The organism is Mycobacteroides chelonae CCUG 47445 (assembly GCF_001632805.1).
Taxonomy (GTDB): Bacteria; Actinomycetota; Actinomycetes; order Mycobacteriales; family Mycobacteriaceae; genus Mycobacterium; species Mycobacterium chelonae.
On sequence record NZ_CP007220.1, the window covers coordinates 2720815 to 2741728 of the forward strand.

22 protein-coding genes are annotated in these 20914 nt (G+C 65.5%); 10 read left to right on the forward strand and 12 right to left on the reverse strand.

Features of this window, described 5'->3' with window-relative positions:
• Window positions 1-47: 47 nt before the first annotated feature.
• Together trxA and BB28_RS13375 are read right to left on the reverse strand one after the other, a co-directional pair.
• Window positions 48-401, reverse strand: coding sequence for a thioredoxin (gene trxA / locus BB28_RS13370; protein ID WP_046253842.1), 354 nt, complete (start codon window positions 399-401; stop codon window positions 48-50).
• A 54-nt stretch (window positions 402-455) separates the two neighbouring features.
• The gene (locus BB28_RS13375) at window positions 456-1583 is read right to left on the reverse strand and encodes an NADH:flavin oxidoreductase (RefSeq protein WP_046253843.1); all 1128 of its coding nucleotides are present in this window, start codon (window positions 1581-1583) and stop codon (window positions 456-458) included.
• Window positions 1584-1635: 52 nt separating this feature from the next.
• On the opposite strand from BB28_RS13375, the gene BB28_RS13380 reads away from it, so the two are divergent.
• Entirely contained in the window at window positions 1636-2397 is a 762-nt protein-coding gene (locus tag BB28_RS13380; RefSeq protein WP_225421936.1) for a DUF5666 domain-containing protein, read from the forward strand.
• Window positions 2398-2507: 110 nt separating this feature from the next.
• Window positions 2508-3275 carry a DUF5666 domain-containing protein gene (locus tag BB28_RS13385; protein WP_046253844.1) on the forward strand — a complete coding sequence of 256 codons (768 nt, stop codon included), beginning with the start codon at window positions 2508-2510 and terminating at the stop codon, window positions 3273-3275.
• Here BB28_RS13385 and BB28_RS13390 read toward each other — a convergent pair.
• The 7 genes from BB28_RS13390 to BB28_RS13420 are packed head-to-tail and all read right to left on the reverse strand — an operon-like array spanning window position 3272 to window position 9519.
• The gene (locus BB28_RS13390; protein WP_046253845.1) at window positions 3272-3616 is read right to left on the reverse strand and encodes a metal-sulfur cluster assembly factor; all 345 of its coding nucleotides are present in this window, start codon (window positions 3614-3616) and stop codon (window positions 3272-3274) included. The genes BB28_RS13385 and BB28_RS13390 overlap by 4 nt on opposite strands.
• Entirely contained in the window at window positions 3613-4080 is a 468-nt protein-coding gene (sufU, locus tag BB28_RS13395) for a Fe-S cluster assembly sulfur transfer protein SufU (RefSeq protein ID WP_044103925.1), read from the reverse strand. Before sufU ends, BB28_RS13390 begins: the two co-directional genes overlap by 4 nt.
• Entirely contained in the window at window positions 4077-5360 is a 1284-nt protein-coding gene (locus BB28_RS13400) for a cysteine desulfurase (protein WP_046253846.1), read from the reverse strand. Before BB28_RS13400 ends, sufU begins: the two co-directional genes overlap by 4 nt.
• Window positions 5361-5362: 2 nt before the next feature.
• The gene (sufC, locus tag BB28_RS13405) at window positions 5363-6127 is read right to left on the reverse strand and encodes a Fe-S cluster assembly ATPase SufC (protein WP_046253847.1); all 765 of its coding nucleotides are present in this window, start codon (window positions 6125-6127) and stop codon (window positions 5363-5365) included.
• Between the two features lie 15 nt (window positions 6128-6142).
• The gene (gene sufD, locus BB28_RS13410; RefSeq protein WP_046253848.1) at window positions 6143-7309 is read right to left on the reverse strand and encodes a Fe-S cluster assembly protein SufD; all 1167 of its coding nucleotides are present in this window, start codon (window positions 7307-7309) and stop codon (window positions 6143-6145) included.
• A gap of 3 nt (window positions 7310-7312) precedes the next feature.
• Window positions 7313-8740 (reverse strand): Fe-S cluster assembly protein SufB, encoded by a 1428-nt coding sequence (gene sufB, locus BB28_RS13415; protein WP_030093470.1) that lies wholly within the window; start codon window positions 8738-8740, stop codon window positions 7313-7315.
• Window positions 8737-9519, reverse strand: a complete 783-nt coding sequence (locus BB28_RS13420; protein ID WP_044103926.1) for a helix-turn-helix transcriptional regulator — start codon at window positions 9517-9519, stop codon at window positions 8737-8739. Before BB28_RS13420 ends, sufB begins: the two co-directional genes overlap by 4 nt.
• A gap of 133 nt (window positions 9520-9652) precedes the next feature.
• Between BB28_RS13420 and mptB the strand changes: the two genes are divergently transcribed.
• From mptB to BB28_RS13450, 6 genes are all read left to right on the forward strand, one after another.
• A complete protein-coding gene (gene mptB, locus BB28_RS13425) occupies window positions 9653-11425 on the forward strand; it encodes a polyprenol phosphomannose-dependent alpha 1,6 mannosyltransferase MptB (RefSeq protein WP_046255814.1) in 1773 nt (590 codons plus the stop codon).
• Window positions 11367-12266, forward strand: coding sequence for an ABC transporter ATP-binding protein (locus BB28_RS13430; RefSeq protein WP_046253849.1), 900 nt, complete (start codon window positions 11367-11369; stop codon window positions 12264-12266). Before mptB ends, BB28_RS13430 begins: the two co-directional genes overlap by 59 nt.
• The gene (locus tag BB28_RS13435) at window positions 12263-13057 is read left to right on the forward strand and encodes an ABC transporter permease (RefSeq protein WP_046253850.1); all 795 of its coding nucleotides are present in this window, start codon (window positions 12263-12265) and stop codon (window positions 13055-13057) included. Before BB28_RS13430 ends, BB28_RS13435 begins: the two co-directional genes overlap by 4 nt.
• Window positions 13058-13095: 38 nt before the next feature.
• Window positions 13096-13755, forward strand: a complete 660-nt coding sequence (locus BB28_RS13440; RefSeq protein WP_046253851.1) for a DUF899 domain-containing protein — start codon at window positions 13096-13098, stop codon at window positions 13753-13755.
• 22 nt (window positions 13756-13777) lie between these two features.
• On the forward strand, window positions 13778-14221 hold the full coding sequence (locus BB28_RS13445) for a YybH family protein (protein ID WP_046253852.1): 444 nt from the start codon (window positions 13778-13780) through the stop codon (window positions 14219-14221).
• Between the two features lie 202 nt (window positions 14222-14423).
• Entirely contained in the window at window positions 14424-15410 is a 987-nt protein-coding gene (locus BB28_RS13450) for a COX15/CtaA family protein (protein ID WP_064393508.1), read from the forward strand.
• On the opposite strand, the gene BB28_RS13455 is transcribed toward BB28_RS13450, so the two are convergent.
• Window positions 15363-16328 (reverse strand): ATP-grasp domain-containing protein, encoded by a 966-nt coding sequence (locus BB28_RS13455; RefSeq protein WP_046253853.1) that lies wholly within the window; start codon window positions 16326-16328, stop codon window positions 15363-15365. The genes BB28_RS13450 and BB28_RS13455 overlap by 48 nt on opposite strands.
• Window positions 16310-16642 carry a hypothetical protein gene (locus BB28_RS13460; protein ID WP_030093482.1) on the reverse strand — a complete coding sequence of 111 codons (333 nt, stop codon included), beginning with the start codon at window positions 16640-16642 and terminating at the stop codon, window positions 16310-16312. The genes BB28_RS13455 and BB28_RS13460 overlap by 19 nt, the downstream gene beginning before the upstream one ends.
• Window positions 16643-16675: 33 nt before the next feature.
• Here BB28_RS13460 and BB28_RS13465 point away from each other — a divergent pair, with 33 nt between their 5' ends.
• Entirely contained in the window at window positions 16676-17653 is a 978-nt protein-coding gene (locus BB28_RS13465; RefSeq protein ID WP_046253854.1) for a quinone oxidoreductase family protein, read from the forward strand.
• Here the strand turns inward: BB28_RS13465 and BB28_RS13470 are convergent.
• Window positions 17642-18580: a heme o synthase gene (locus tag BB28_RS13470; protein ID WP_046253855.1), complete on the reverse strand. Its 939-nt coding sequence runs from the start codon at window positions 18578-18580 to the stop codon at window positions 17642-17644. The genes BB28_RS13465 and BB28_RS13470 overlap by 12 nt on opposite strands.
• Before the next feature lie 227 nt (window positions 18581-18807).
• Here BB28_RS13470 and tkt point away from each other — a divergent pair, with 227 nt between their 5' ends.
• Entirely contained in the window at window positions 18808-20913 is a 2106-nt protein-coding gene (gene tkt / locus BB28_RS13475) for a transketolase (RefSeq protein ID WP_046253856.1), read from the forward strand.
• Window position 20914 lies beyond the last annotated feature (1 nt).

Sequence of the window (20914 nt, forward strand, 5' to 3'; positions counted from 1 at the left end):
CGGCGGGTTGCACCAAATCGTTTCCGCGCGGTACCGCGCGGGCCGCGCTACGCCTCTTGTTCGCGCAATGCCGCCTCGACGTCCAGATCACGAACCTTCTGCACCAGGTCCGCCAACGACGCCGGGGGCAACGCACCGGCCTGGTTGAACACCAGCTGACCCTGCTTGAACACCATCAGCGTGGGAATCGAGCGGATGTTCGCGGCCGACGCCAACGCCTGCTCGGCCTCGGTATCCACCTTCGCGTGGACGACATCGGGGTTCTCTTCCGAAGATGCCTCGAAAACCGGCCCGAACTGGCGGCACGGTCCGCACCACGACGCCCAGAAATCAACCAACACGATGTCGTTGTCGTGGATCAGGTCGTTGAATGCGTCAGCGGTGATGTCACGTGTTGCCATGTTGTCCTCAACGTTGCCGGGGTGCGCGGTGTTCCTTCGGGTTCCTCGCCGCCCCTAGTACAGCGCGGCCAGAGCCTTGCCGATGTTGAATCCGAGGAACTCATCCTGGCGCCCGGTGCGCAGCTTGTTCACCCATGCGGGGTCCGACAGCAGCGCCCGACCGACGGCGATGACGTCGAACTCGTGATTGGCGAACTGCCGAAGCACGGCCTCGACGGGTGCGGGCTCGATATCTCGGACCTCGGTGGGTTTGAATTCCGTCTGCAACCCCACCGAGCCCACAGCGATGGCCGGCAGGCCCGTGACGCGTTTGGTCCATCCGGCCAGGCTCAGTTCGCCATCCGATCCGGCAAGATCCGCGAAGGCAGGCACGTAATGCCGGCGCGTGGACGGATGAAAAACATCGACACCCGCCTCCACCAGCGGTGCCAGTAGGCGCTCCAATTCTGCCGGGCTGTCCGCCAACGTGGCCGTGTAATCAGCCTGCTTCCACTGCGAAAATCGGTACAGGATAGGAAAGTCCGGCCCGACGGCGGCGCGCACCGCGCGAACGACTTCGGCCGGAAACCGCAGCCGGTCACCCACGGTGCCGCCATACCCGTCCGCCCGAACGTTGGTGCGCTCCCACAGGAACTGGTCCAGCAGGTAGCCATGCGCACCGTGCAGTTCCACGGCGTCGAATCCGGCCGACTTGGCATTGCGCGCTGCCGACGCGTACTGCTCCGCGAGCGGAGCAAGCTCACCGGTCAACAGCGCTCGGCCCAGCGGGGAAGCATCTCCGGCCAGACCCGACGGGCTCACCGACTCCACCTGGGGATTGAACTCCGGATCGGCGCCGCGCTCGACACCCTGGTGCCACAGTTGAGCCGCGATCGCCGATCCCTCGTCGTGCACGGCGTCGGTGACGGCCGACCATCCCGCCAGTGCCTCGTCGCCGATTAGGCGTGGAACGCTGGCCTGACCGCCCGCGGCGTCATCGGGAATGAAGACGCCCTCGGTGATGATCAACCCAACACCTCCCGCGGCACGGCGGCGGTAGTACGCCGCCACGTTCTCGCCAGGGACTCCGCCGGGCGAAGCCGATCGTGTCATCGGCGCCATCGCGAACCGATTCGGTGCGGTCAACGATTTCACGGTGAACGGTTCGAAAAGGGGCGCTACGTCTGGTCTCACGTCGGTCACGAGGTGTCAAACTACGCCGACGCCTGATCCATTCCGGATAACGTGGTCAACCATGTCACCAAATCTCCGGCCACGGCCTACGTTGCTCGTGATCGCCGGAGTCGTCGTGTTCGCCAGCGCAGCGTGTGGTGGCTCCGCGGATCAGCCGGCCCAGCCGTCAGCGGGCCCTGCCTCGACCACCGTCATACGGCACGCGGGTGGGCACGACAGGGCGGGCGGATTGATCTCCTCGGTGTCGGGGCACACGGTCCAGGTGACCAACCCCGTGGGCAGCATTGATATCGACTTCAACACCATGACCAAGCTCACCGAGGTGCAACCCGCGGACCTGTCCGATGTGATCGTGGGCAGCTGCGTCAGCGTGCAGGCGACAGCCGGTGCAGATGAGTCGGACCAGGCCACGGCGCAACGGGTGCTGATCAGCGCGGCCGAGGACAACAAATGCGCAGTGGAGACGCCCCCCGGCGGCGCACCACCCCCCGGCATACCGCCGGGACCACCACCGGGCGGCGGACCCGAGGGCGCACCTCCCCCGTTCGGCGGCCCCAGCGTCCAGGGTGCGGTGGCGTCGGTCAATGGCAGCACCATCGTGGTGGCGAACACTGACCCCAGTGGGGCATCGGAGATTCAGACCAACGTCACGGTGACCGCCGATACCCGTTACGACCAACGGCAACCCACCGAGGCCACGGCGATCATCGCCGGCAAATGCGCTGATGCACACGGCACCAAGAATGCCGAAGGGGTGCTGCAGGCCACCAAGATCGACCTGGGCCCAGCAGCCGATGGGCGATGTGGGCCTCCTCCGCGGTAGATCCGAGCTGGCATCCGCGATACACAGCCACTTCTCACTCACACCGGAGCGCAACTTCAGCCCGCGCTAGCACGCTGAGGTGTCCCATTCATCGACCATGGAGAACACCGATGTACCCACACCAGACAGCCGCCCCACCACGGTTCGCCCGCGGCGCACTGTTCGCACTCGCCGGACTCACCGCGCTGTCGGTGGCCGCCTGCGGCACACCTACACACACCACCGGCGCATCCACGAATTCATCGGCACCGGCTACGTCCTCGGCCGCACCCCACGGTGAACACAATGGGAAGGACCACGTAGCCGGACTCATTGCCTCGGTCTCGGGCAGCACCATCCAGGTGACCAAGAAGGACGGGACCGCGACCGTCGGATTCGGTCAATCCACCAAGATTTCCGAGATTACTTCGGCGCAATTGACGGACGTCACCACGGGAAGCTGTATCGCCGCTATGGCGCAGCAGGACTCCACCCCGCCAACCGCCCGCCGGGTGATGATCTGGCCGGCAGAGGACGGCAACTGCACACCAGCACACAAGAAGGATTCACCAGAGTCTTCCCCGGCCCCGACATCGGACAAACGCGCCGAGCATCAGGCTATTCGCGGGACAGTCTCCGCCGTCGATGGCAACACGATCACCGTCTCCGCCACCGACCCGAACGGCGGTGCTGCCACCCCGGCGACGGTGACCGTCAACAATGACACCGCCTACGCCAAGCGTGCTCCGGCGCCCCAGAGCGCGATCGCGGCAGGCAAGTGCATCGCCGCGCACGGCGCCGATGACGCATCGGGCAATCTTCAGGCCACGACGATCACCCTTCGTGCCGCACAGGACGGCTCATGCGTGGGCGGCCAGGAGGGCCGCCATCAGCACTAGACGGTGAAGCCGAGGGCCCGGAGCTGCTCCCGACCATCGTCGGTGATCTTGTCCGGGCCCCACGGCGGCACCCAGACCCAGTTGATCTTGATCTCGTTGACCAGTCCGGCGCCCACGAGCGCGTTACGCGACTGGTCCTCGATGACATCGGTGAGCGGGCATGCCGCCGAGGTAAGCGTCATGTCGATCAAGGCCACTTTGCCGCTCTCGCCCTCTTCGACGTTGAGTCCGTACACGAGTCCCAGATCTACGACGTTGATCCCCAGCTCGGGGTCAACAACATCGCGCATTGCCTCTTCGAGATCTTCGAGAAGCTTCACTTCCGCTGACACTTCGGTCATCGCTTCACCTTCTCAGTAGTGCCGCTCGTCGCGGCGTCTGCCTGCACGAGAGCGTCTTTGAATGCCATCCATCCTAGGAGCGCGCACTTCACACGGGCCGGGTACCGCGAAACTCCCGCGAACGCGACGCCGTCACCGATGACGTCCTCGTCCCCGTCGATGGTGCCGCGTGAGGAAATCATCTCGTTGAACGAGGCCACCGTCTTGAGTGCCTCATCCACGGTCAGCCCGATCACCTGATCCGTCAGGACCGAGGTCGCGGCCTGACTGATCGAGCAGCCCTGTCCGTCATAGGACACATCGGCGATTCTGTTGTCATCCAAGGTAACTCGCAGGGTCACCTCGTCGCCGCAGGTCGGGTTCACGTGGTGGACTTCGGCCGCGAACGGCTCACGCAGCCCGCGATGATGCGGATGCTTGTAGTGATCCAGGATGACTTCCTGGTACATCTGCTCAAGCCTCACAGGAACGATCCCCCATCGCTCCGCTCGCCCAGGAAGAACTCCTGCGCACGACGGACTCCTGCCACCAATCGGTCGACTTCATCCAGGGTGTTGTAGACCGCGAAGGAAGCCCGGGCGCTCGCCGCGATACCGAAACGTCGATGCAGCGGCCAGGCGCAGTGATGCCCGACCCGTATCGCCACACCCTCGTCGTCGAGCACCTGGCCCAGATCGTGCGCGTGGATTCCATCCACCACAAAGGAGACCGCGCCACCACGGTCGATGTTCTCCGTGGGACCGACGATGCGAACGCCTTCAACACTTCCGAGCCCGGCCAGCGCGGCCGATACCAGCTGATGTTCATGCGCGGCAACGGCTTCCATGCCAATGGCGTTGAGGTAGTCAACGGCAGCGCCAAGGCCGACCACCTGCGAGGTCATCGGCACACCGGCCTCGAATCGCTGCGGCGGCGGCGCGTAGGTGCTGACCTCCATGGTCACTGTCTCGATCATGGAGCCACCCGTGATGAACGGAGGCATGGCTTCCAACAGTTCGCGACGGCCGTACAGCACGCCGACACCCGAGGGGCCGAGCATCTTGTGGCCTGAGAACGCCGCGTAGTCGACACCCAGTTCACGGAAATTCACCGGCATATGCGGGACGGACTGGCAGGCGTCCAACACAACAAGAGCACCAACGGATTTAGCGCGGCGCACCAGCTCGGCAACGGGAGCCACCGCACCCGTCACATTGGACTGGTGCGTGAAGGCGACGACCTTGACAGCGCCCGTGAGCTCAAGTGAATCCAGATCGATGCGACCGTCATCGGTGACGCCGTACCAGCGCAAGGTGGCGCCGGTGCGCCGGCAAAGCTCCTGCCAGGGAACCAGATTTGCGTGGTGCTCCAGCTCGCTGATGACAACCTCGTCGCCCGGGCCCAACGCGCGGTCGAACCTGCTGTCACCGAGGGTGTACGCCACCAGGTTCAGCGATTCGGTGGCGTTCTTGGTGAAGACGATCTCGCCGTCATCGACACCCACGAAACGAGCGATGGTGTTCCGCGCGCCCTCGTACGCATCGGTGGCTTCTTCGGCGAGCTGATGTGCGCCGCGATGAACCGCGGCGTTACGCTCGGTGAGGAAGGCACGTTCGGCATCGAGAACCTGGATGGGCCGCTGCGAGGTCGCACCGGAATCCAGATACACCAACGGCTTACCGCCACGCACCGTCCGGCTCAAGATCGGGAAGTCATCCCTGATCTCCGAGATCCGAGTGGTGTCCAGCGGCACCGTGGCGGTCACGGTCAGGCTCCCACCGCTTGAGTGAAGCGCACGTAGCCGTTCTCCTCCAGCTCGTCGGCCAGCTCGGGGCCGCCCGACTCCACGATGCGCCCGCCGACGAAGACGTGCACGAACTGCGGCTGGATGTAACGAAGAATCCGGGTGTAGTGGGTGATCAGCAGCACGCCGCCGTGCTCGCGCTCTGCGTAGCGATTCACGCCCTCGGACACAATCCGCAGGGCGTCGACGTCAAGGCCGGAGTCCGTCTCGTCCAGGATGGCGATCTTCGGCTTGAGCAGACCCAGCTGCAAGATTTCGTGGCGCTTCTTCTCGCCGCCCGAGAAGCCCTCGTTCACACTGCGCTCGGCGAAGGCGGAGTCGATCTCCAACTCCCCCATCGCTTCCTTGACTTCCTTGATCCAGTGGCGCAGCTTCGGTGCCTCGCCACGCACGGCCGTGGCGGCGGTGCGCAGGAAGTTCGACATCGAGACGCCCGGCACCTCGACCGGGTACTGCATTGCCAGGAAAAGACCGGCACGCGCTCTTTCGTCGACGGACAACTCCAGCACGTCCTGCCCGTCGAGGGTGATGGACCCCGAGGTCACCTCGTACTTGGGGTGTCCGGCGATGGCGTAGGACAGCGTGGACTTCCCGGAACCGTTGGGGCCCATGACCGCATGGGTCTCTCCCGAGTTCACGGTCAGGTTGACGCCCTTGAGGATCTCGATGGCCTCGCCCTCGTTGGGCGAGATGCTGACGTGCAGGTCCTTGATTTCCAGAGTGGTCATTGAGTTGCTTTCTATCTACGAGTTGGTCTGGGCGAGTTCGTTTTCGACGGCCGCGGTGAGGCGGTCGCGCACTGACTCGATCCCGATCCGGCCAATAATGTCCTGGAAGAAGCCGCGCACCACCAGTCGGCGCGCATCCTCCTCGGCGATACCCCGCGAGCGCAGGTAGAACAGCTGCTCATCATCGAATCGCCCGGTGGCACTGGCGTGCCCGGCCCCGGCGATCTCACCGGTCTCGATTTCGAGGTTGGGCACGGAGTCGGCCCGAGCGCCGTCGGTGAGGATCAGGTTGCGGTTCAGTTCGAAGGTGTCGGTTCCGGTGGCCTCGGCGCGGATGAGCACGTCACCGATCCAGACCGTGTGCGCGTCGGGCTTATCGGACGCCGGATTACCCTGCAGCGCACCCTTGTACGTGACATGGGAACGGCAGTTGGGCTGAGCGTGATCGACCAGTAGCCGATGCTCGAAGAACTGGCCGTCGTCGGCGTAGTAGAGACCGAGCAACTCGGCGTCACCTCCCGGCGCCCCAAACCGGACGGTGCCGGTGAGACGGACCAGATCGCCACCCAGGGTGACCGCGATGTGGCGCAGTACCGCGTCCTTGCCGAGCTTGGCGTGATGTGCACAGACATGCACCGCATCATCGGCCCAGTCGGCGATCGAGACGACGGTGAGCCGGGAAGCATCGTCGAGCACGAATTCGACGTTCTCGGCGTACGTTCCGCTGCCCCGGTAGTCGATGACCACCACCGATTCCGAAAGCTCGCCGGCGTGAATCTGGGTGTGTCCGTAAGCCACCTGCCCGGCACCGGGGCCGGTGACCGTGATCTCGATCGGGTCCGCGGCCACCGCCTGCTTGCCGACGGAAATGACGGTCGCCTTCCAGAATGACGAGTACGCCTGTGCGGCAACCCGATCCGACGGGACACCGCCCCGGCCGAGTCGCTCATCGGTGCGCTCCACGGTCTCGACCGTCACACCGTCAACAGCGGCGACGGCTACCGTGGGCTCAGCGGTCGCGGTGGCGCTGCCGTCGTGCAGACCACGCAACCGGCGCAACGGAGTGAAACGCCAGAGCTCGTCGCGACCGCCGGGCACTTCGAATGCGCTGACGTCGTAGGAGCTGAACAGCTCACCCTTGTTGACAGCCGTACCTTCTACGGCTTCAGTGAGATTCGACATGCCTTAACCGACCGCGCCTTCCATTTGCAGCTCGATGAGACGGTTGAGCTCGAGCGCGTACTCCATCGGCAGTTCCTTGGCGATGGGCTCGACGAATCCGCGCACCACCATGGCCATCGCCTCGTCCTCGGTCATGCCGCGGCTCATCAGATAGAACAGCTGATCGTCACTGACCTTCGAGACGGTTGCCTCATGCCCCATCGTGACATCGTCTTCGCGGATGTCGACGTAGGGGTAGGTGTCGCTGCGACTGACCGAGTCGACCAGCAGCGCATCGCATTTGACGGTTGAACGGGAGCCGTACGCCCCCTTGTTCACCTGGACCAGGCCCCGGTAGGAGGCCCGCCCACCACCGCGCGCCACCGACTTGGAGACGATGTTGCTCGACGTGTTCGGCGCCAGGTGCAGCATCTTGGCACCGGTGTCCTGGTGTTGTCCCTCGCCCGCGAAGGCCACCGAGAGCACCTCACCCTTGGCGTGCTCACCGGTCATCCACACGGCCGGGTACTTCATGGTGACCTTGGAACCGATGTTGCCGTCGACCCATTCCATGGTGGCCCCCGCCTCAGCCCGGGCACGCTTGGTGACCAGGTTGAACACGTTGTTGGACCAGTTCTGGATGGTCGTGTAGCGGCAGCGCCCACCGGCCTTCACGATGATCTCCACCACGGCCGAGTGCAACGAATCGGACTTGTAGATCGGTGCGGTACATCCCTCGACGTAGTGCACATAGGCACCTTCGTCGACGATGATGAGCGTGCGCTCGAACTGGCCCATGTTCTCGGTGTTGATGCGGAAGTAGGCCTGCAGCGGGATATCGACCTTCACGCCCGGTGGCACATAGATGAACGAGCCACCCGACCACACCGCGGTGTTGAGCGCGGAGAACTTGTTGTCGCCGGCCGGGATGACGCTGCCGAAGTACTCCTTGAAGATCTCCGGGTGCTCGCGCAGGCCCGAGTCGGTGTCCAGGAAGATCACACCCTGGGCCTCCAGATCCTCACGGATCGAGTGATAGACGACTTCCGACTCGTACTGTGCGGCGACGCCGGACACCAGGCGCTGCTTCTCGGCTTCGGGGATACCGAGGCGGTCGTAGGTGTTCTTGATGTCAGCGGGCAGGTCGTCCCAGGTGGCCGCCTGCTTCTCGCTGGAGCGCACGAAGTACTTGATGTTGTCGAAATCGATGCCATCAAGGTTCGATCCCCAGTTGGGCATCGGCTTCTTGTCGAAGGTGCGCAATGCCTTCAGGCGGACATCGAGCATCCACTCGGGCTCGCTCTTCTTCGCCGAGATGTCACGCACCACAGCCTCGGACAGACCGCGCTGCGCACTTGCTCCCGCCGCATCGGAGTCCGACCAGCCATAGCCGTAATTGCCCAGTGACGCGATCGTCTCGTCCTGGGTCAGCACCTCACGCTCGAGGGTCATTGTGACTCCTTACTGGTCGTTGTATCTGACGCGGGGCTGGGCGCCAGAGTTGTCGATACGTGCAGCGGAATATGGGTCGTACAGGCACAGTCACCGTTGGCGATGGTGGCCAGGCGCTGTACATGTGTTCCCAACACTTCGGCGAAGGCCTGCTGTTCCGCCTCACAGAGTTCGGGGAACTCGGCGGCCACGTGCGATACCGGGCAGTGATGCTGACATATCTGCACACCACTGGAGGGTCCGCCGGCTCCCCCGACCCGCTGGGTACTGGCTGCGTACCCGGCCTTGGTCAGGGCCGCGGCCAACTGATTCACCGTGGCCTCGGTGTCGTGGAACGGTCCACCGGCGACCACATCGCTCAGGATCGAGTCAATGCGACGGCGCGCGAACACGCGCACCGCATCGTCGCCGCCGATCTCGCGCAGCTGACGCATGGCGGCAGACGCAAGGTCGTCGTAGGCGTGATTGAGCTTGGCGCGACCATCCGCGGTGAGCTGGAACCGCTTGGCCGGGCGGCCCCTGCCGTTGTGCTGCCATGCGGCCGCCGGATTCGAGATCGCGTCCCCGGCCTCGATCAAGGCGTCGAGGTGGCGGCGCACGCCCTGGGGCGAAAGACCGAGCCGTTCACCAATCTCACCCGCGGTGACCGGCCCGGACTCCATGAGCAGCCGGACCACGGCCACCCGTGTCTGCCCGTCATGAGACACGGCCGGGGCAGCGTCCAGCACCTGCGACGTCGCCGCAGCAGACGCCACCGCAGAGGGCTGGCCGAATTTCACAACACCAGTGTGACGCAATTCAGAATGCCACGTCTAGCAAGGGTTACCTATGTTGATCGCCGCCGTGCCTGCCAGACAGGCCCTGTCCGGCAGGTTCCACGGAGCCGGGATGACGGGCCGATACGCTGCTCGCGTGTCGGTACGTGGTCAGTGGCTGAGTTCGTCGCTGTCGCATCTGCATGATGACGAACGTTCCTCGGCCCCGCTCAATGAGCGCGAGCTCACCGCCATGAACCGAACTCGGCTGTTCGGCGCGACGGGAACCGCCCTTATGGCGATTGGCGCACTCGGCGCCGGCGCGCGTCCGGTGATCCAAGACCCGATCTTCGGTGTTCGGCTACTCAACCTGCCCTCGCGCATTCAAACGGTGTCACTGACGATGACGACAACCGGCGCGGTGATGATGACGCTGGCCTGGCTGATGCTGGGTCGATTCGCCATCGGCAGCCTGCGCAACAAAGGTCCGGACGGGCGTCCGGATGGAACCAGAGGCCCGGTGCGCAGGATGTCCCGCGGCCAACTGGACCGGACCCTGCTGCTCTGGATTCTGCCGCTGCTCATCGCGCCGCCCATGTACTCCAAGGACGTGTATTCGTACCTGGCCCAGAGCCAGATAGCGCGCCTGGGCAAGGATCCCTACACCGAAGGACCAGCGGTCGCCCTCGGACTGGATCACGTGTTCACCCTGTCGGTGCCCAGCATGTGGCGAGAAACACCCGCCCCCTACGGTCCCTTGTTTCTGTGGATCGGCAAAGGCATCTCGCGGCTCACCGGCGATGACATCGTCGCCGGTGCGCTGTGCCATCGGCTCGTCGAACTGCTCGGGGTCCTGTTGATCATCTGGGCAACACCACGTTTGGCCCAGCGCTGCGGCGTCGCGGAAGTCAGCGCACTCTGGCTCGGTGCCGCGAATCCGCTGCTGCTGATGCACCTGGTCGCCGGAATCCACAATGAAGCGCTCATGCTGGGCCTGATGCTGGCCGGCACCGAGCTGGCCATGCGCGGTGTCGACTCGACACGTGCCCTCATCGGGGTGCGTACCGAATGGGCAACCTGGGTGCCGCTAGGCAATCTGCTGGCCGGCACGGTGCTGATCACCGCGTCGTCGCAGGTCAAACTCCCTTCGCTGCTAGCCCTGGGGTTCGTCGGCATGGCACTGGCGCGCCGGTGGGGCGGTGGCGTACGCGGACTCTTCCAGGCCGGAGCATTACTGGGCACCATCACCGGCGCCTGCACGGTTCTCATCGGATTCGCCAGCGGACTCGGGTTCGGCTGGGTGTACACACTCGGCACCGCCAACGCCGTCCGTAGCTGGATGTCTCCGCCCACGCTCGTCGCGCTGGGTACCGGACAAGTCGGCATCCTGCTCGGCCTCGGTGATCACACCACCGCGATCCTGTCCCTGACCCGTGGCATCGGTATCGGCATCATCGGCATCGCGGTGTCCTGGCTGCTGCTGGCGGTGCTGCGTGGGCGCCTGCACCCGGTCGGCGGGCTGGGTGTCGCCCTGGGCATCACCGTGTTGCTGTTTCCGGTAGTCCAGCCCTGGTACCTGCTGTGGGCGATCATTCCGCTGGCCGCGTGGGCCACCCGCCCCGCATTCCGCGGGACGGCAATTGGCATCACCCTGCTCGTGGGCATTTTCGGGCCCACCGCCAACGGCGACAGATTCGCCCTGTTCCAGATCATCGACGCCACCGTGGCCAGCGCGATCATCGCGCTACTGCTCATCGCTATCACGCACGACTATCTGCCGTGGCGTCGGCTGCCTAACGGCGACAAAGACGCGCCGCTTACGCTGACTGACCGTGACGCAACCACCGACAAGGACGGCGCCGCCGGTGCGGATGCAGTCGGTGACGAAGCGATACGGGACAACGACAGCACTCCACAGCCTCAACCTTGAGGTAGAGCAGGCCCAGGTCTTCGCGCTGCTCGGCCCCAACGGCGCCGGAAAGACAACGACCGTCGAACTGTGCGAGGGCTTCCTGCATCCCGACGAGGGCACCGTTGAGGTGCTGGGCATGGATCCGGTCGCGAAGAACTCGGCGGTGCGCGCGCGTATCGGCGTCATGCTGCAGGGCGGCGGCGCCTACCCCACCGCCCGGGCCAGCGAAATGCTCGGCCTCGTCGCCTCATATTCAGCTAATCCCCTTGACCCGCAATGGCTTCTGGACACGCTCGGGTTGACTGACGCCGCCCGCACTCCGTATCGACGACTGTCCGGAGGACAGCAACAGCGCCTGGCGCTGGCGTGTGCACTGGTGGGCCGGCCCGAACTGGTCTTCCTCGACGAGCCAACAGCCGGTATGGATGCCCACGCCCGGCTGGTGGTGTGGGAACTCATCGACTGCCTGCGTCGTGACGGCGTGTCGGTGGTGCTGACCACGCACCACATGAAGGAGGCCGAGGAACTGGCCGACCAGCTCATGATCATCGATCACGGTGCCGTGGTGGCGGCCGGTACACCGTCGGAGCTGATGCAGACCGGCGCCGAGAACCAGCTGCGCTTCTCGGCGCCACCACGACTCGACTTGACCCTGCTCACCTCGGCGCTGCCAGAGGGATACAAGGTGGCCGAGGTTACGCCCGGCGAGTATCGCGTCGAGGGCGTGGTCGATCCGCAGGTACTGGCGACGGTGACCGCGTGGTGCGCCCGCATGGATGTGTTGACCAGCGACCTGCGCGTAGAGAAACGCAGTCTCGAGGATGTGTTCCTGGAATTGACCGGCAGGGAATTGCGATGACCGACACCACACCCCGTTTCCATCCGGGAACGTTCACGCCGGATCCGCGCGCCAGCGCGGTACACACCATGCTCTTCGCGCAGTTCTGGCTGGAGCTCAAGCTATTGCTGCGCAACGGCGAACAGTTACTGCTGACCATGTTCATCCCGATCACACTGCTCATCGGGCTGACCTTGCTGCCGCTGGGCCAATTCCCCGGATCGCGTACCGACATCTTCGTGCCCGCCATCATGGCACTGGCGGTCATCTCCACCGCCTTTACCGGGCAGGCCATCGCCGTCGGGTTCGACCGCCGGTACGGCGCACTGAAACGCCTGGGCGCCACCGCATTACCGGTATGGGGCATCATCGCAGGCAAGGCGCTGGCGGTGGTGACGGTGGTGGTCTTGCAGGCCGCTATCATCGGCGCCATTGGTGCCACGCTGGGCTGGCGCCCGCATCCGGTCGGGCTACTCCTCGGCGCTGTGGTCATCGCGCTCGGCACTGCGACGTTCGCGGCGATGGGACTGCTCCTCGGCGGCACACTGCGCGCGGAAATCGTGCTCGCCCTGGCGAATCTGCTGTGGTTCATCTTCGCCGGGCTTGGGGCGTTGACCCTGGAGGACGGTCGCACCACCGATGCGATCCCCCATGCCGTGGTGCTTTTGGCGCGGCTGTCTCCCTCCGGTGCGCTCTCGGAGGCACTGGCCGCCGCCATGACGCTTTCGGTGGACTGGTTCGCGATCGCCGTGCTCGCGGTGTGGGGCTCGCTCGCCGGATACGGTGCGCTGCGCTGGTTCCGGTTCACCTGAGCCGATGAGATCGGGGCTTACCACCGGTCTATACCCGTATGTCCCATGCCAAGCCTCTGCCCCCGATTGTCTCCCGTAACAAGTGGCTCGAAGCGAGCGCCGAGTTGTTGGTCCACGAGAAGGCCGCAACGCGAGCCCTCGATGATCTGGCCGCTCGGCGTCGCCGGATGCCGATGGTCGCGATGCCCGGCGGTTACACGTTCACCGGCCCCGGCGGCGAGCTGTCACTACCGGATCTGTTCGACGGGCGCGACCAGCTCATCGTGTACCAGTTCATGGACAACGGTGCCGACAACTTCTGCTCCGGGTGCGCCTCGGTATGCGACAACATCGGCAGGCACGAGCATCTGAACGCCCGCGGTACCACCTTCGCGGTGGCGTCCACGATGCCGTATGCACAGATCGACGCCTTCAAGCACCGCATGCAGTGGTCGTTCCCGTTCGTGTCGTCCCGCGACACGACCTTCGCCGAGGATTGCGGCGCTGGGAGCGGATTCGGCATCAGCGTGTTTCTACGCGACGACGGCACCGTGTATCAGACCTACTTCAGCACGGGCCGGGGCGGCGACAAGATGCGCCTGGACTTCACGCTGCTCGACCTCACACCCTATGGTCGTCAAGAAGATTGGGAAGACTCCCCCGACGGCTGGCCGCAGACGCCGCCCTATCAGTGGTGGCGCTTGCACGACGAGTACTAGCAAAGACCCGTACTCTCCCCTTATGGCTGATATCGCGGCAGCTCTGGATCGCTTCGTGGCTGCGTTCAACACCAACGATCTGGACGTGGTCATGCAGCACTTCGCCGAGGACGCCGAGTACCTGCCGGGCGATGGGTCCCGCCACGTGGGTCTCACCGCCATTCGTCGTGAATTCGAACCGCAGTTCCGGGGCGCCTATGGCGCGATGACATTCGATGAGCACGACCGACTGATCGATCAGTCCGCACGCAAAGCGACCATTCGGTGGACCTGCCACCACGACATCCGTGCGCGCCGGTCCCCGGTACCGCTGCTGGGTTTGGCGACCCGCCTGGCGGCGGCTGTCCTCCCCCGTTTCGGGTGGGAAGGCTTGGATGTCTTCCACTTTGACGCGCGCGGCAAGATCACCGGCAAGTACTCGTACGCCAACTACATACTTCCGCGAATCAGCCGCAAACTCGGCTAACCGGTCCATTTCCGCACTGTTGCCCATTGACTCGCGCCGGGGCCGATCTCGGGATAACCACAGATCGGACGCCCACGGGACGTTTCAGCATCCCCACCCCATACGGCGGACCAACGCTGCCCATCGAGCCGCCACAGTAGGGGTCCGAACGTAGGACATCCGCTACTACAACGCGTAGTTGGCAGTGGCATAGACTCATCGGGTGTTATATCGGGCGTTTTTGCGGGTGGTCGATCTGCTGCCGATGCCGAGCCTGCGCGCGCAGCGACTCATCGCCGCGGCGGTCGTGCTGACCCAGGGCGGCATCGCCGTGACCGGCGCCGTAGTTCGCGTCACCGCCTCGGGCCTGGGATGCCCCACCTGGCCGCAGTGCTTCCCCGGAAGTTTCACCCCGGTCGCCGTCGCCGAAGTGCCCCGCATCCACCAGGCCGTCGAATTCGGCAACCGGATGATCAGTTTCCTGGTGGTGATCACCGCCGCGTTGGCCGTCCTTGCGGTGACACGTGCGCGCCGCCGCCACGAGGTGCTCGTGTACGCGTGGCTGATGCCGGCCTCGACCGTGCTACAGGCCGTCATCGGTGGCATCACCGTACTGACCGGCCTGCTGTGGTGGACGGTTGCGATCCACCTGCTGGTGTCGATGGGCATGGTGTGGTTGGCCACGCTGCTCTACGTGAAAATCGGTGAGCCCGATGTCGTCTCCGACTTCCCGATGGTGCCGCCGCCGCCCGCACCGCTGCGCCGCCTGACCGCGCTGATCGGCGTGACCTTGGCCGCCGTCCTGGTGGCCGGAACGCTGGTGACCGGAGCAGGCCCACATGCCGGCGACAAAAGCGTCACCCGGGTAGTGCCCCGGCTACAGGTGGAGATCACCACGCTGGTGCATCTGCACGGCACACTGCTCATCGCCTACCTGGCGCTGCTGGTGGGGCTGGGATTCGGGCTCGCGGCCGTCGGCGTGACCCGGCCTATCTGGGTGCGCTTCACGGTATTGCTGGCACTCACCCTGGCACAGGGATTCGTGGGTGTGGTGCAGTTCTACACCGGCGTGCCTGCCGTGCTCGTCGCCGTCCACGTCGCAGGTGCGGCAGCGTGCACCGCGGCCACCGCCGCTCTCTGGGCGGCGCTGACCACCCCGGCGCTAGCCGCGTCGGTGCTGCCCCAGCGGGCCAAGGCCCAAACGCTCTAACGCCTCGTCCACACCGATCACGAACTTTCGTTGCGCTAGATCGCGCTCTTCGGTCTCCAGCTGACGCCAGCCCAGAGACGGCTCTACCAATTCCAGCTCCAACAGCTGCGGGTCGTCATCATGCACTCCACCGATCACGTCGACACGCGCATACAGCAGCTCGGCCATGGCGATGCCGGATTTGGTGGCCGCGGCAGCCAATGCCGAAGCGCCGAACTTCCACAGCGCCGAGGACGGTTTCACCGGTGCCAACCGCTCGGAGTGGAACAGGCCCGACTCGTCGACCTCGGCGGCAGCACCCGGCGGAGGTAGTAGCGCGCCCTTGGTAAACGCATGGGACGGTTCGCCGTTGAGGAACACCAACGCTGTTTCGCCGTGCACATCGACACGCGGGTCGTAGGGCTGGATGAGAACGGTGCGGCCCTCGTCCTGCAGCGCCTCGGCATGATCACGGGCGGCTTCCGGGCACGTGAAACGCCCCGCGCCGCGCGAGCCACCGGCCACCGCGGGCTTGATCACCAGTTCGCCGTCGGGCAGCACGACGGGCTCATCGGGTGCGAAGAAGGTGCTCGGCACTGTCCGAATACCCGCTGCGGCAAGATCATTCAGGTAACGCTTGTCGGTGTTCCAGCGCACCACCGGCAGTGGGTTGAGCAGGTTGCGCATCGACCCGGCCCATCGCAGGAACTCATCAAGACGTTCGGGGTAGTCCCAGGTAGCGCGCAGGATCACCAGATCGGCTTGCGCGGTCTCCGGGTCATCCCAGGACAGCCAACGCGCGTGTAGGTCACGAACACGCAGTGCAGCAACAAGTTCGGCGTCGTCACCGTCACCGGAGACGAGCTGAGGACAACCGGCCAGAACGATGCGCGGATGGAAGATATCCGGCCGTCCCAGCCTTACGTCCGGGCGACCCACCCGGCCATCTTCTTGGCGTGACCCGGTGCCGGGGTGGCGGTACTGACCAGCTCGCGGTCCCATTCCTCAACGGCCTCGATGCCTTCGACGGCCTCCACGGCGGCGTGCGCGGTCGCCAGGTCGGTGACCACCTGATCGCCGAGGATTCCGTCGGCGCCGACCAGGGTGATGCGAACACCCGCCTGCCCGATGGGCTGCAGCACCGCCTTGGTGGGCATGTGATGCGCCTTCACGAACGCCGTCAGTGCGCGATGCACGGTCGACGGAACGGACACCTTCCGCTGCTTGTCGGCGGGCTGGGCTTCATCGGTCATGTATAGAGCGTACGTGCCTGGATACTGGTACCCATGCGCGCCATCGAAGTGCCGGTGACCGGCGGACCCGAAGTGCTCACCCTCGTCGAAAAGACAGCTCCGACACCGGGCCCCGGCGAGGTACTCATCGACGTCGACGCGGTGGGGGTCAACTTCCGCGATATCTATCTGCGTAACGGCAGCTACGCCGCCCCGCTCCCCCACATTCCGGGATCCGAGGTCACCGGAGTGGTAAGCGCGGTGGGTGAGGGTGTGGAAAACCTTGCCCCTGGCGACCGGGTCGCCAGCCCCGTGGCCGCCTGGGGATATGCCGAATCGACCACCGCACCAGCCGATTACACCGCAAAAGTGCCCGCGGGCCTGTCTTCGGAGGTTGCCGCGAGCGCCCTGCTTCAAGGCATCACCGCCCATTACCTGCTCACCTCGGTATACCCCGTCGCCGCCGGTGACACCGTGCTGGTGCACGCCGGAGCCGGCGGAATGGGCTTGCTGCTGACCCAATGGGCGTCCCATCGCGGGGTCAGGGTCATCACGACCGTGTCGAGCGCGGCCAAGGAGAAACTGTCCCGCGAGGCCGGTGCCGCCGAGGTGCTGCCCTACCCGGATCCCACAGATCCGGCGGAATTCGCCGAGAAGATCCTCGAGCTGACCTCGGGTGAGGGTGTCGCGGTCGCCTACGACGGCGTCGGCAAGTCGACCTTCGAGGCAAGCCTGGCGGCAGTCCGGGTGCGTGGCCTGATCGCTCTGTACGGCGCGGCCAGTGGCCAGGTGCCGCCCTTCGACCCGCAGCGCCTCACCGCGAAGTCGGCAGTGCTAACCCGACCGACCATGGGGCATTTCATCCGCACCCCGGCAGAATTCGCCTGGCGCGCCGATGATGTCCTGGACCTGGTGTCGCGCGGGACATTGAAGATCACCGTCGGAGCCAGCTATCCGCTGGAGCAGGCCGCCCAGGCCCACATCGACCTGGAGGCACGCAAGACCACCGGGTCGGTCGTCCTAGTGCCCTAGCAGCCCATTGCTGAACAACAGCGGCCAGCCGACCACCGAGTCGACCGCCAGGGCGCAGAACACCACGGCCAGGTAGTTGTTGGACTGCAGGAACAACCGCAGCGGCTTGATCGGCTGCCCCTTGCGCACACCCGAGTACAGCTGGTGCGCCATCGCCAGGAACCACACCCCGGCCAGGAACGCGACCACGGCGTAGATGACACCCGCGGCCAGCGCGAGTGCCAGCGTGGCCAGCACCGTCAGCCAGGTGTAGATGAGAATCAGCCGGGTGACCTTCTCCTCGGTGGCGATCACGGGCAGCATCGGGACCCCCGCTGCCCGGTAATCCTCCTTGTAGCGCATGGCCAGCGCCCAGGTGTGCGGCGGAGTCCAGAAGAAGATGATCAGGAACATCACCACCGCCGGCCAGGCAATGGTGCCGGTGACCGCCGACCACCCGATCATCACCGGCATGCATCCGGCCGCCCCGCCCCACACCACGTTCTGCGCGGTGCGGCGCTTGAGCACCAGTGTGTAGATGAACACGTAGAAGGCGATGGTGGCGACGGCGAGCACGCCGGACAGCAGGTTGGCGGTCCACCACAGCCAGGCGAAGGCCCCCACGCCGAGCACGATCCCGAAGACCAGGGCGTTGCGCGTGGTGACCGTCGATGTCGCCAGCGGCCGCCGCGCGGTGCGCTTCATGACCTTGTCGATATCGGCATCGGCCACGCAGTTCAGCGTGTTGGCGCTGGCCGCGGCCATGATGCCGCCGAGCAGCGTGTTCAGGATCAACAGCGGATTCACGTGACCGCGGTCGGCCAGCAGCATCGCGGGGATCGTGGTGACCAGCAGCAGCTCGATGACCCTGGGCTTGGTCAGCGCCACGTAGGCGAGGATTGTCGAAAGGAACGGGCCGCGAGCACGCGCGCCTTGCGTCTCTCGCATCCGCACCGCGCTGATCCTCCTGGGTAATTAATCCGGTGAGCCAGCCGACCCGCGGCACTGAGCGCTCTACTACAGACGATGGTAGACCGCCAGGGTCGCGCGTCGACAACCAAGGTCGGCCCCTGGAAGTGAACAGAGGTTGTCCGCCACCGGACTATCACATTGCCCACGAGGCGTGACCCGGCCGTGAGGCAGCGGCGCGAAATCGGCGGCACTACGATGGGCCCGTGACCGCGATCGACGAGATCCCGACCGATATCCCAACCCTCACCCGGGCCAACCACCCGGATGACTGGACAGACCTGGACTCGCGTGCGGTAGACACCGCGCGGGTGCTGGCCGCCGATGCCGTGCAGAAGGTCGGCAATGGCCACCCCGGCACCGCGATGAGCCTGGCACCCGTGGCATACACGCTCTTCCAGCGTCAGCTGCGCCACGATCCCAGCGACCCCTCCTGGATCGGGCGCGACCGATTCGTGCTGTCCTGTGGGCACAGCAGCCTGACCCTGTACCTGCAGCTGTACTTGGGCGGATTCGGCCTGGAACTCTCCGATATCGAGGCACTGCGTACCTGGGGCTCATTGACCCCCGGTCACCCCGAGTACCACCACACCAAGGGTGTCGAGATCACCACCGGGCCGCTCGGCCAGGGCCTGGCCTCGGCGGTTGGCATGGCGATGGCCTCTCGGTACGAGCGCGGCTTGTTCGACCCCGACGCCGCGCCCGGCACCAGCCCGTTCGACCACTTCATCTACGTCATCGCCTCCGACGGCGACATCGAAGAGGGCGTGACCTCGGAAGCGTCCTCCTTGGCCGGTACCCAACAGCTCGGGAACCTCATCGTCATCTGGGACGACAACGAGATCTCCATCGAGCACGACACCAAGATCGCACTGAGCGAGGACACCCCCGCGCGCTACGAGGCGTACGGCTGGCATGTACAGACCGTCATCAGTGGTGAGAACGTCACCGGCATCGAGGAAGCACTGGCCAACGCCCGTGCGGTCACCGACCGCCCGTCGTTCATCGCGCTGCGCACGATCATCGGCTACCCCGCTCCCACCAAGATGAACACCGGCGGCGTGCACGGCTCGGCGCTGGGGGCTGACGAGGTGGCCGCCACCAAGAAGATTCTGGGCTTCGATCCGGAGAAATCCTTCGACGTGGCCCCAGAGGTCATCGCCCACACCCGCGAGCTGGTGCAGCGCGGCAAGCAAGCACATGCGGAGTGGGACAAGGATTTTGACGCCTGGGCCGCCCGCGAGCCCGAGCGCAAGGCACTGCTGGACCGACTGGAGGCGCGCACCCTGCCCGAGGGCTGGGACGCCGACCTGCCGTCCTGGGAGCCCGGCTCCAAGGGCGTGGCTACTCGTGCCGCGTCCGGCGACACCCTGTCGGCGCTCGGCGCCAAGCTTCCCGAGCTGTGGGGTGGCTCCGCGGACCTCGCGGGCAGCAACAACACCACCATTAAGGGCGCCGATTCCTTCGGCCCAACGTCCATCGCGACATCGGACTGGAATGCCCAACCATACGGCCGCACACTGCATTTCGGCATCCGCGAGCATGCGATGGGATCGATCCTGTCCGGCATCGTGCTGCATGGCCCCACCCGCGCGTACGGCGGAACGTTCCTGCAGTTCGCCGACTACATGCGGCCCGCGGTGCGCCTGGCGGCATTGATGAACATCGACCCGATCTACGTGTGGACACACGACTCGATCGGTCTCGGCGAGGATGGCCCCACCCACCAGCCGGTGGAGCACCTGGCCGCCCTGCGCGCCATCCCCAACCTTTCGGTGGTGCGCCCCGGTGACGCGAACGAAACCGCCTACGCCTGGGCGACAGTCCTGGAGCGTCAATCCAGCACCGGCCCAGTCGGTTTGGCGCTCACCCGCCAAGGTGTACCGATCCTGGAAGGCACCAGCCGCGAGGGTGTGGCCAAGGGCGGCTACGTGCTGGAGGCAGCCGATGGCCAGCCCGATGTGATCCTCATCGGCACGGGCTCGGAACTGCAGCTCGCCGTCGAGGCCAAGAAGATTCTTGCCGCCAAGGGAATTGCGGCCTCGGTGGTGTCGTTCCCCTGTGTGGAATGGTTCGAGTCCCAGCCCCAGGAATACCGCGACAGCGTGCTGCCGCCGTCGGTGCGTGCCCGGGTGTCCGTGGAAGCCGGCATCGCGCAAGGCTGGTACAAGTTCGTCGGCGACGCCGGTCAAATCGTCTCACTGGAGCACTTCGGAGCTTCCGCTGACGACAAGACCTTGTTCCGTGAGTTCGGCTTCACCCCGGATGCAGTGGCTGCGGCCGCCGAAAGGTCCATCGCAGCAGCTCAATAAC

Coding starts and splice junctions, on each gene's coding strand:
- BB28_RS13460 (WP_030093482.1), bottom strand. CDS start 16,642: ATGACCGATGAAGCCCAGCCCGCCGACAAGCAGCGGAAGGTGTCCGTT.
- BB28_RS13430 (WP_046253849.1), top strand. CDS start 11,367: ATGCAGTCGGTGACGAAGCGATACGGGACAACGACAGCACTCCACAGC.
- trxA (WP_046253842.1), bottom strand. CDS start 401: ATGGCAACACGTGACATCACCGCTGACGCATTCAACGACCTGATCCAC.
- BB28_RS13445 (WP_046253852.1), top strand. CDS start 13,778: ATGGCTGATATCGCGGCAGCTCTGGATCGCTTCGTGGCTGCGTTCAAC.
- sufC (WP_046253847.1), bottom strand. CDS start 6,127: ATGACCACTCTGGAAATCAAGGACCTGCACGTCAGCATCTCGCCCAAC.
- BB28_RS13385 (WP_046253844.1), top strand. CDS start 2,508: ATGTACCCACACCAGACAGCCGCCCCACCACGGTTCGCCCGCGGCGCA.
- BB28_RS13380 (WP_225421936.1), top strand. CDS start 1,636: ATGTCACCAAATCTCCGGCCACGGCCTACGTTGCTCGTGATCGCCGGA.
- BB28_RS13440 (WP_046253851.1), top strand. CDS start 13,096: ATGTCCCATGCCAAGCCTCTGCCCCCGATTGTCTCCCGTAACAAGTGG.
- BB28_RS13465 (WP_046253854.1), top strand. CDS start 16,676: ATGCGCGCCATCGAAGTGCCGGTGACCGGCGGACCCGAAGTGCTCACC.
- BB28_RS13435 (WP_046253850.1), top strand. CDS start 12,263: ATGACCGACACCACACCCCGTTTCCATCCGGGAACGTTCACGCCGGAT.
- sufB (WP_030093470.1), bottom strand. CDS start 8,740: ATGACCCTCGAGCGTGAGGTGCTGACCCAGGACGAGACGATCGCGTCA.
- BB28_RS13470 (WP_046253855.1), bottom strand. CDS start 18,580: ATGCGAGAGACGCAAGGCGCGCGTGCTCGCGGCCCGTTCCTTTCGACA.
- BB28_RS13390 (WP_046253845.1), bottom strand. CDS start 3,616: ATGACCGAAGTGTCAGCGGAAGTGAAGCTTCTCGAAGATCTCGAAGAG.
- sufD (WP_046253848.1), bottom strand. CDS start 7,309: ATGTCGAATCTCACTGAAGCCGTAGAAGGTACGGCTGTCAACAAGGGT.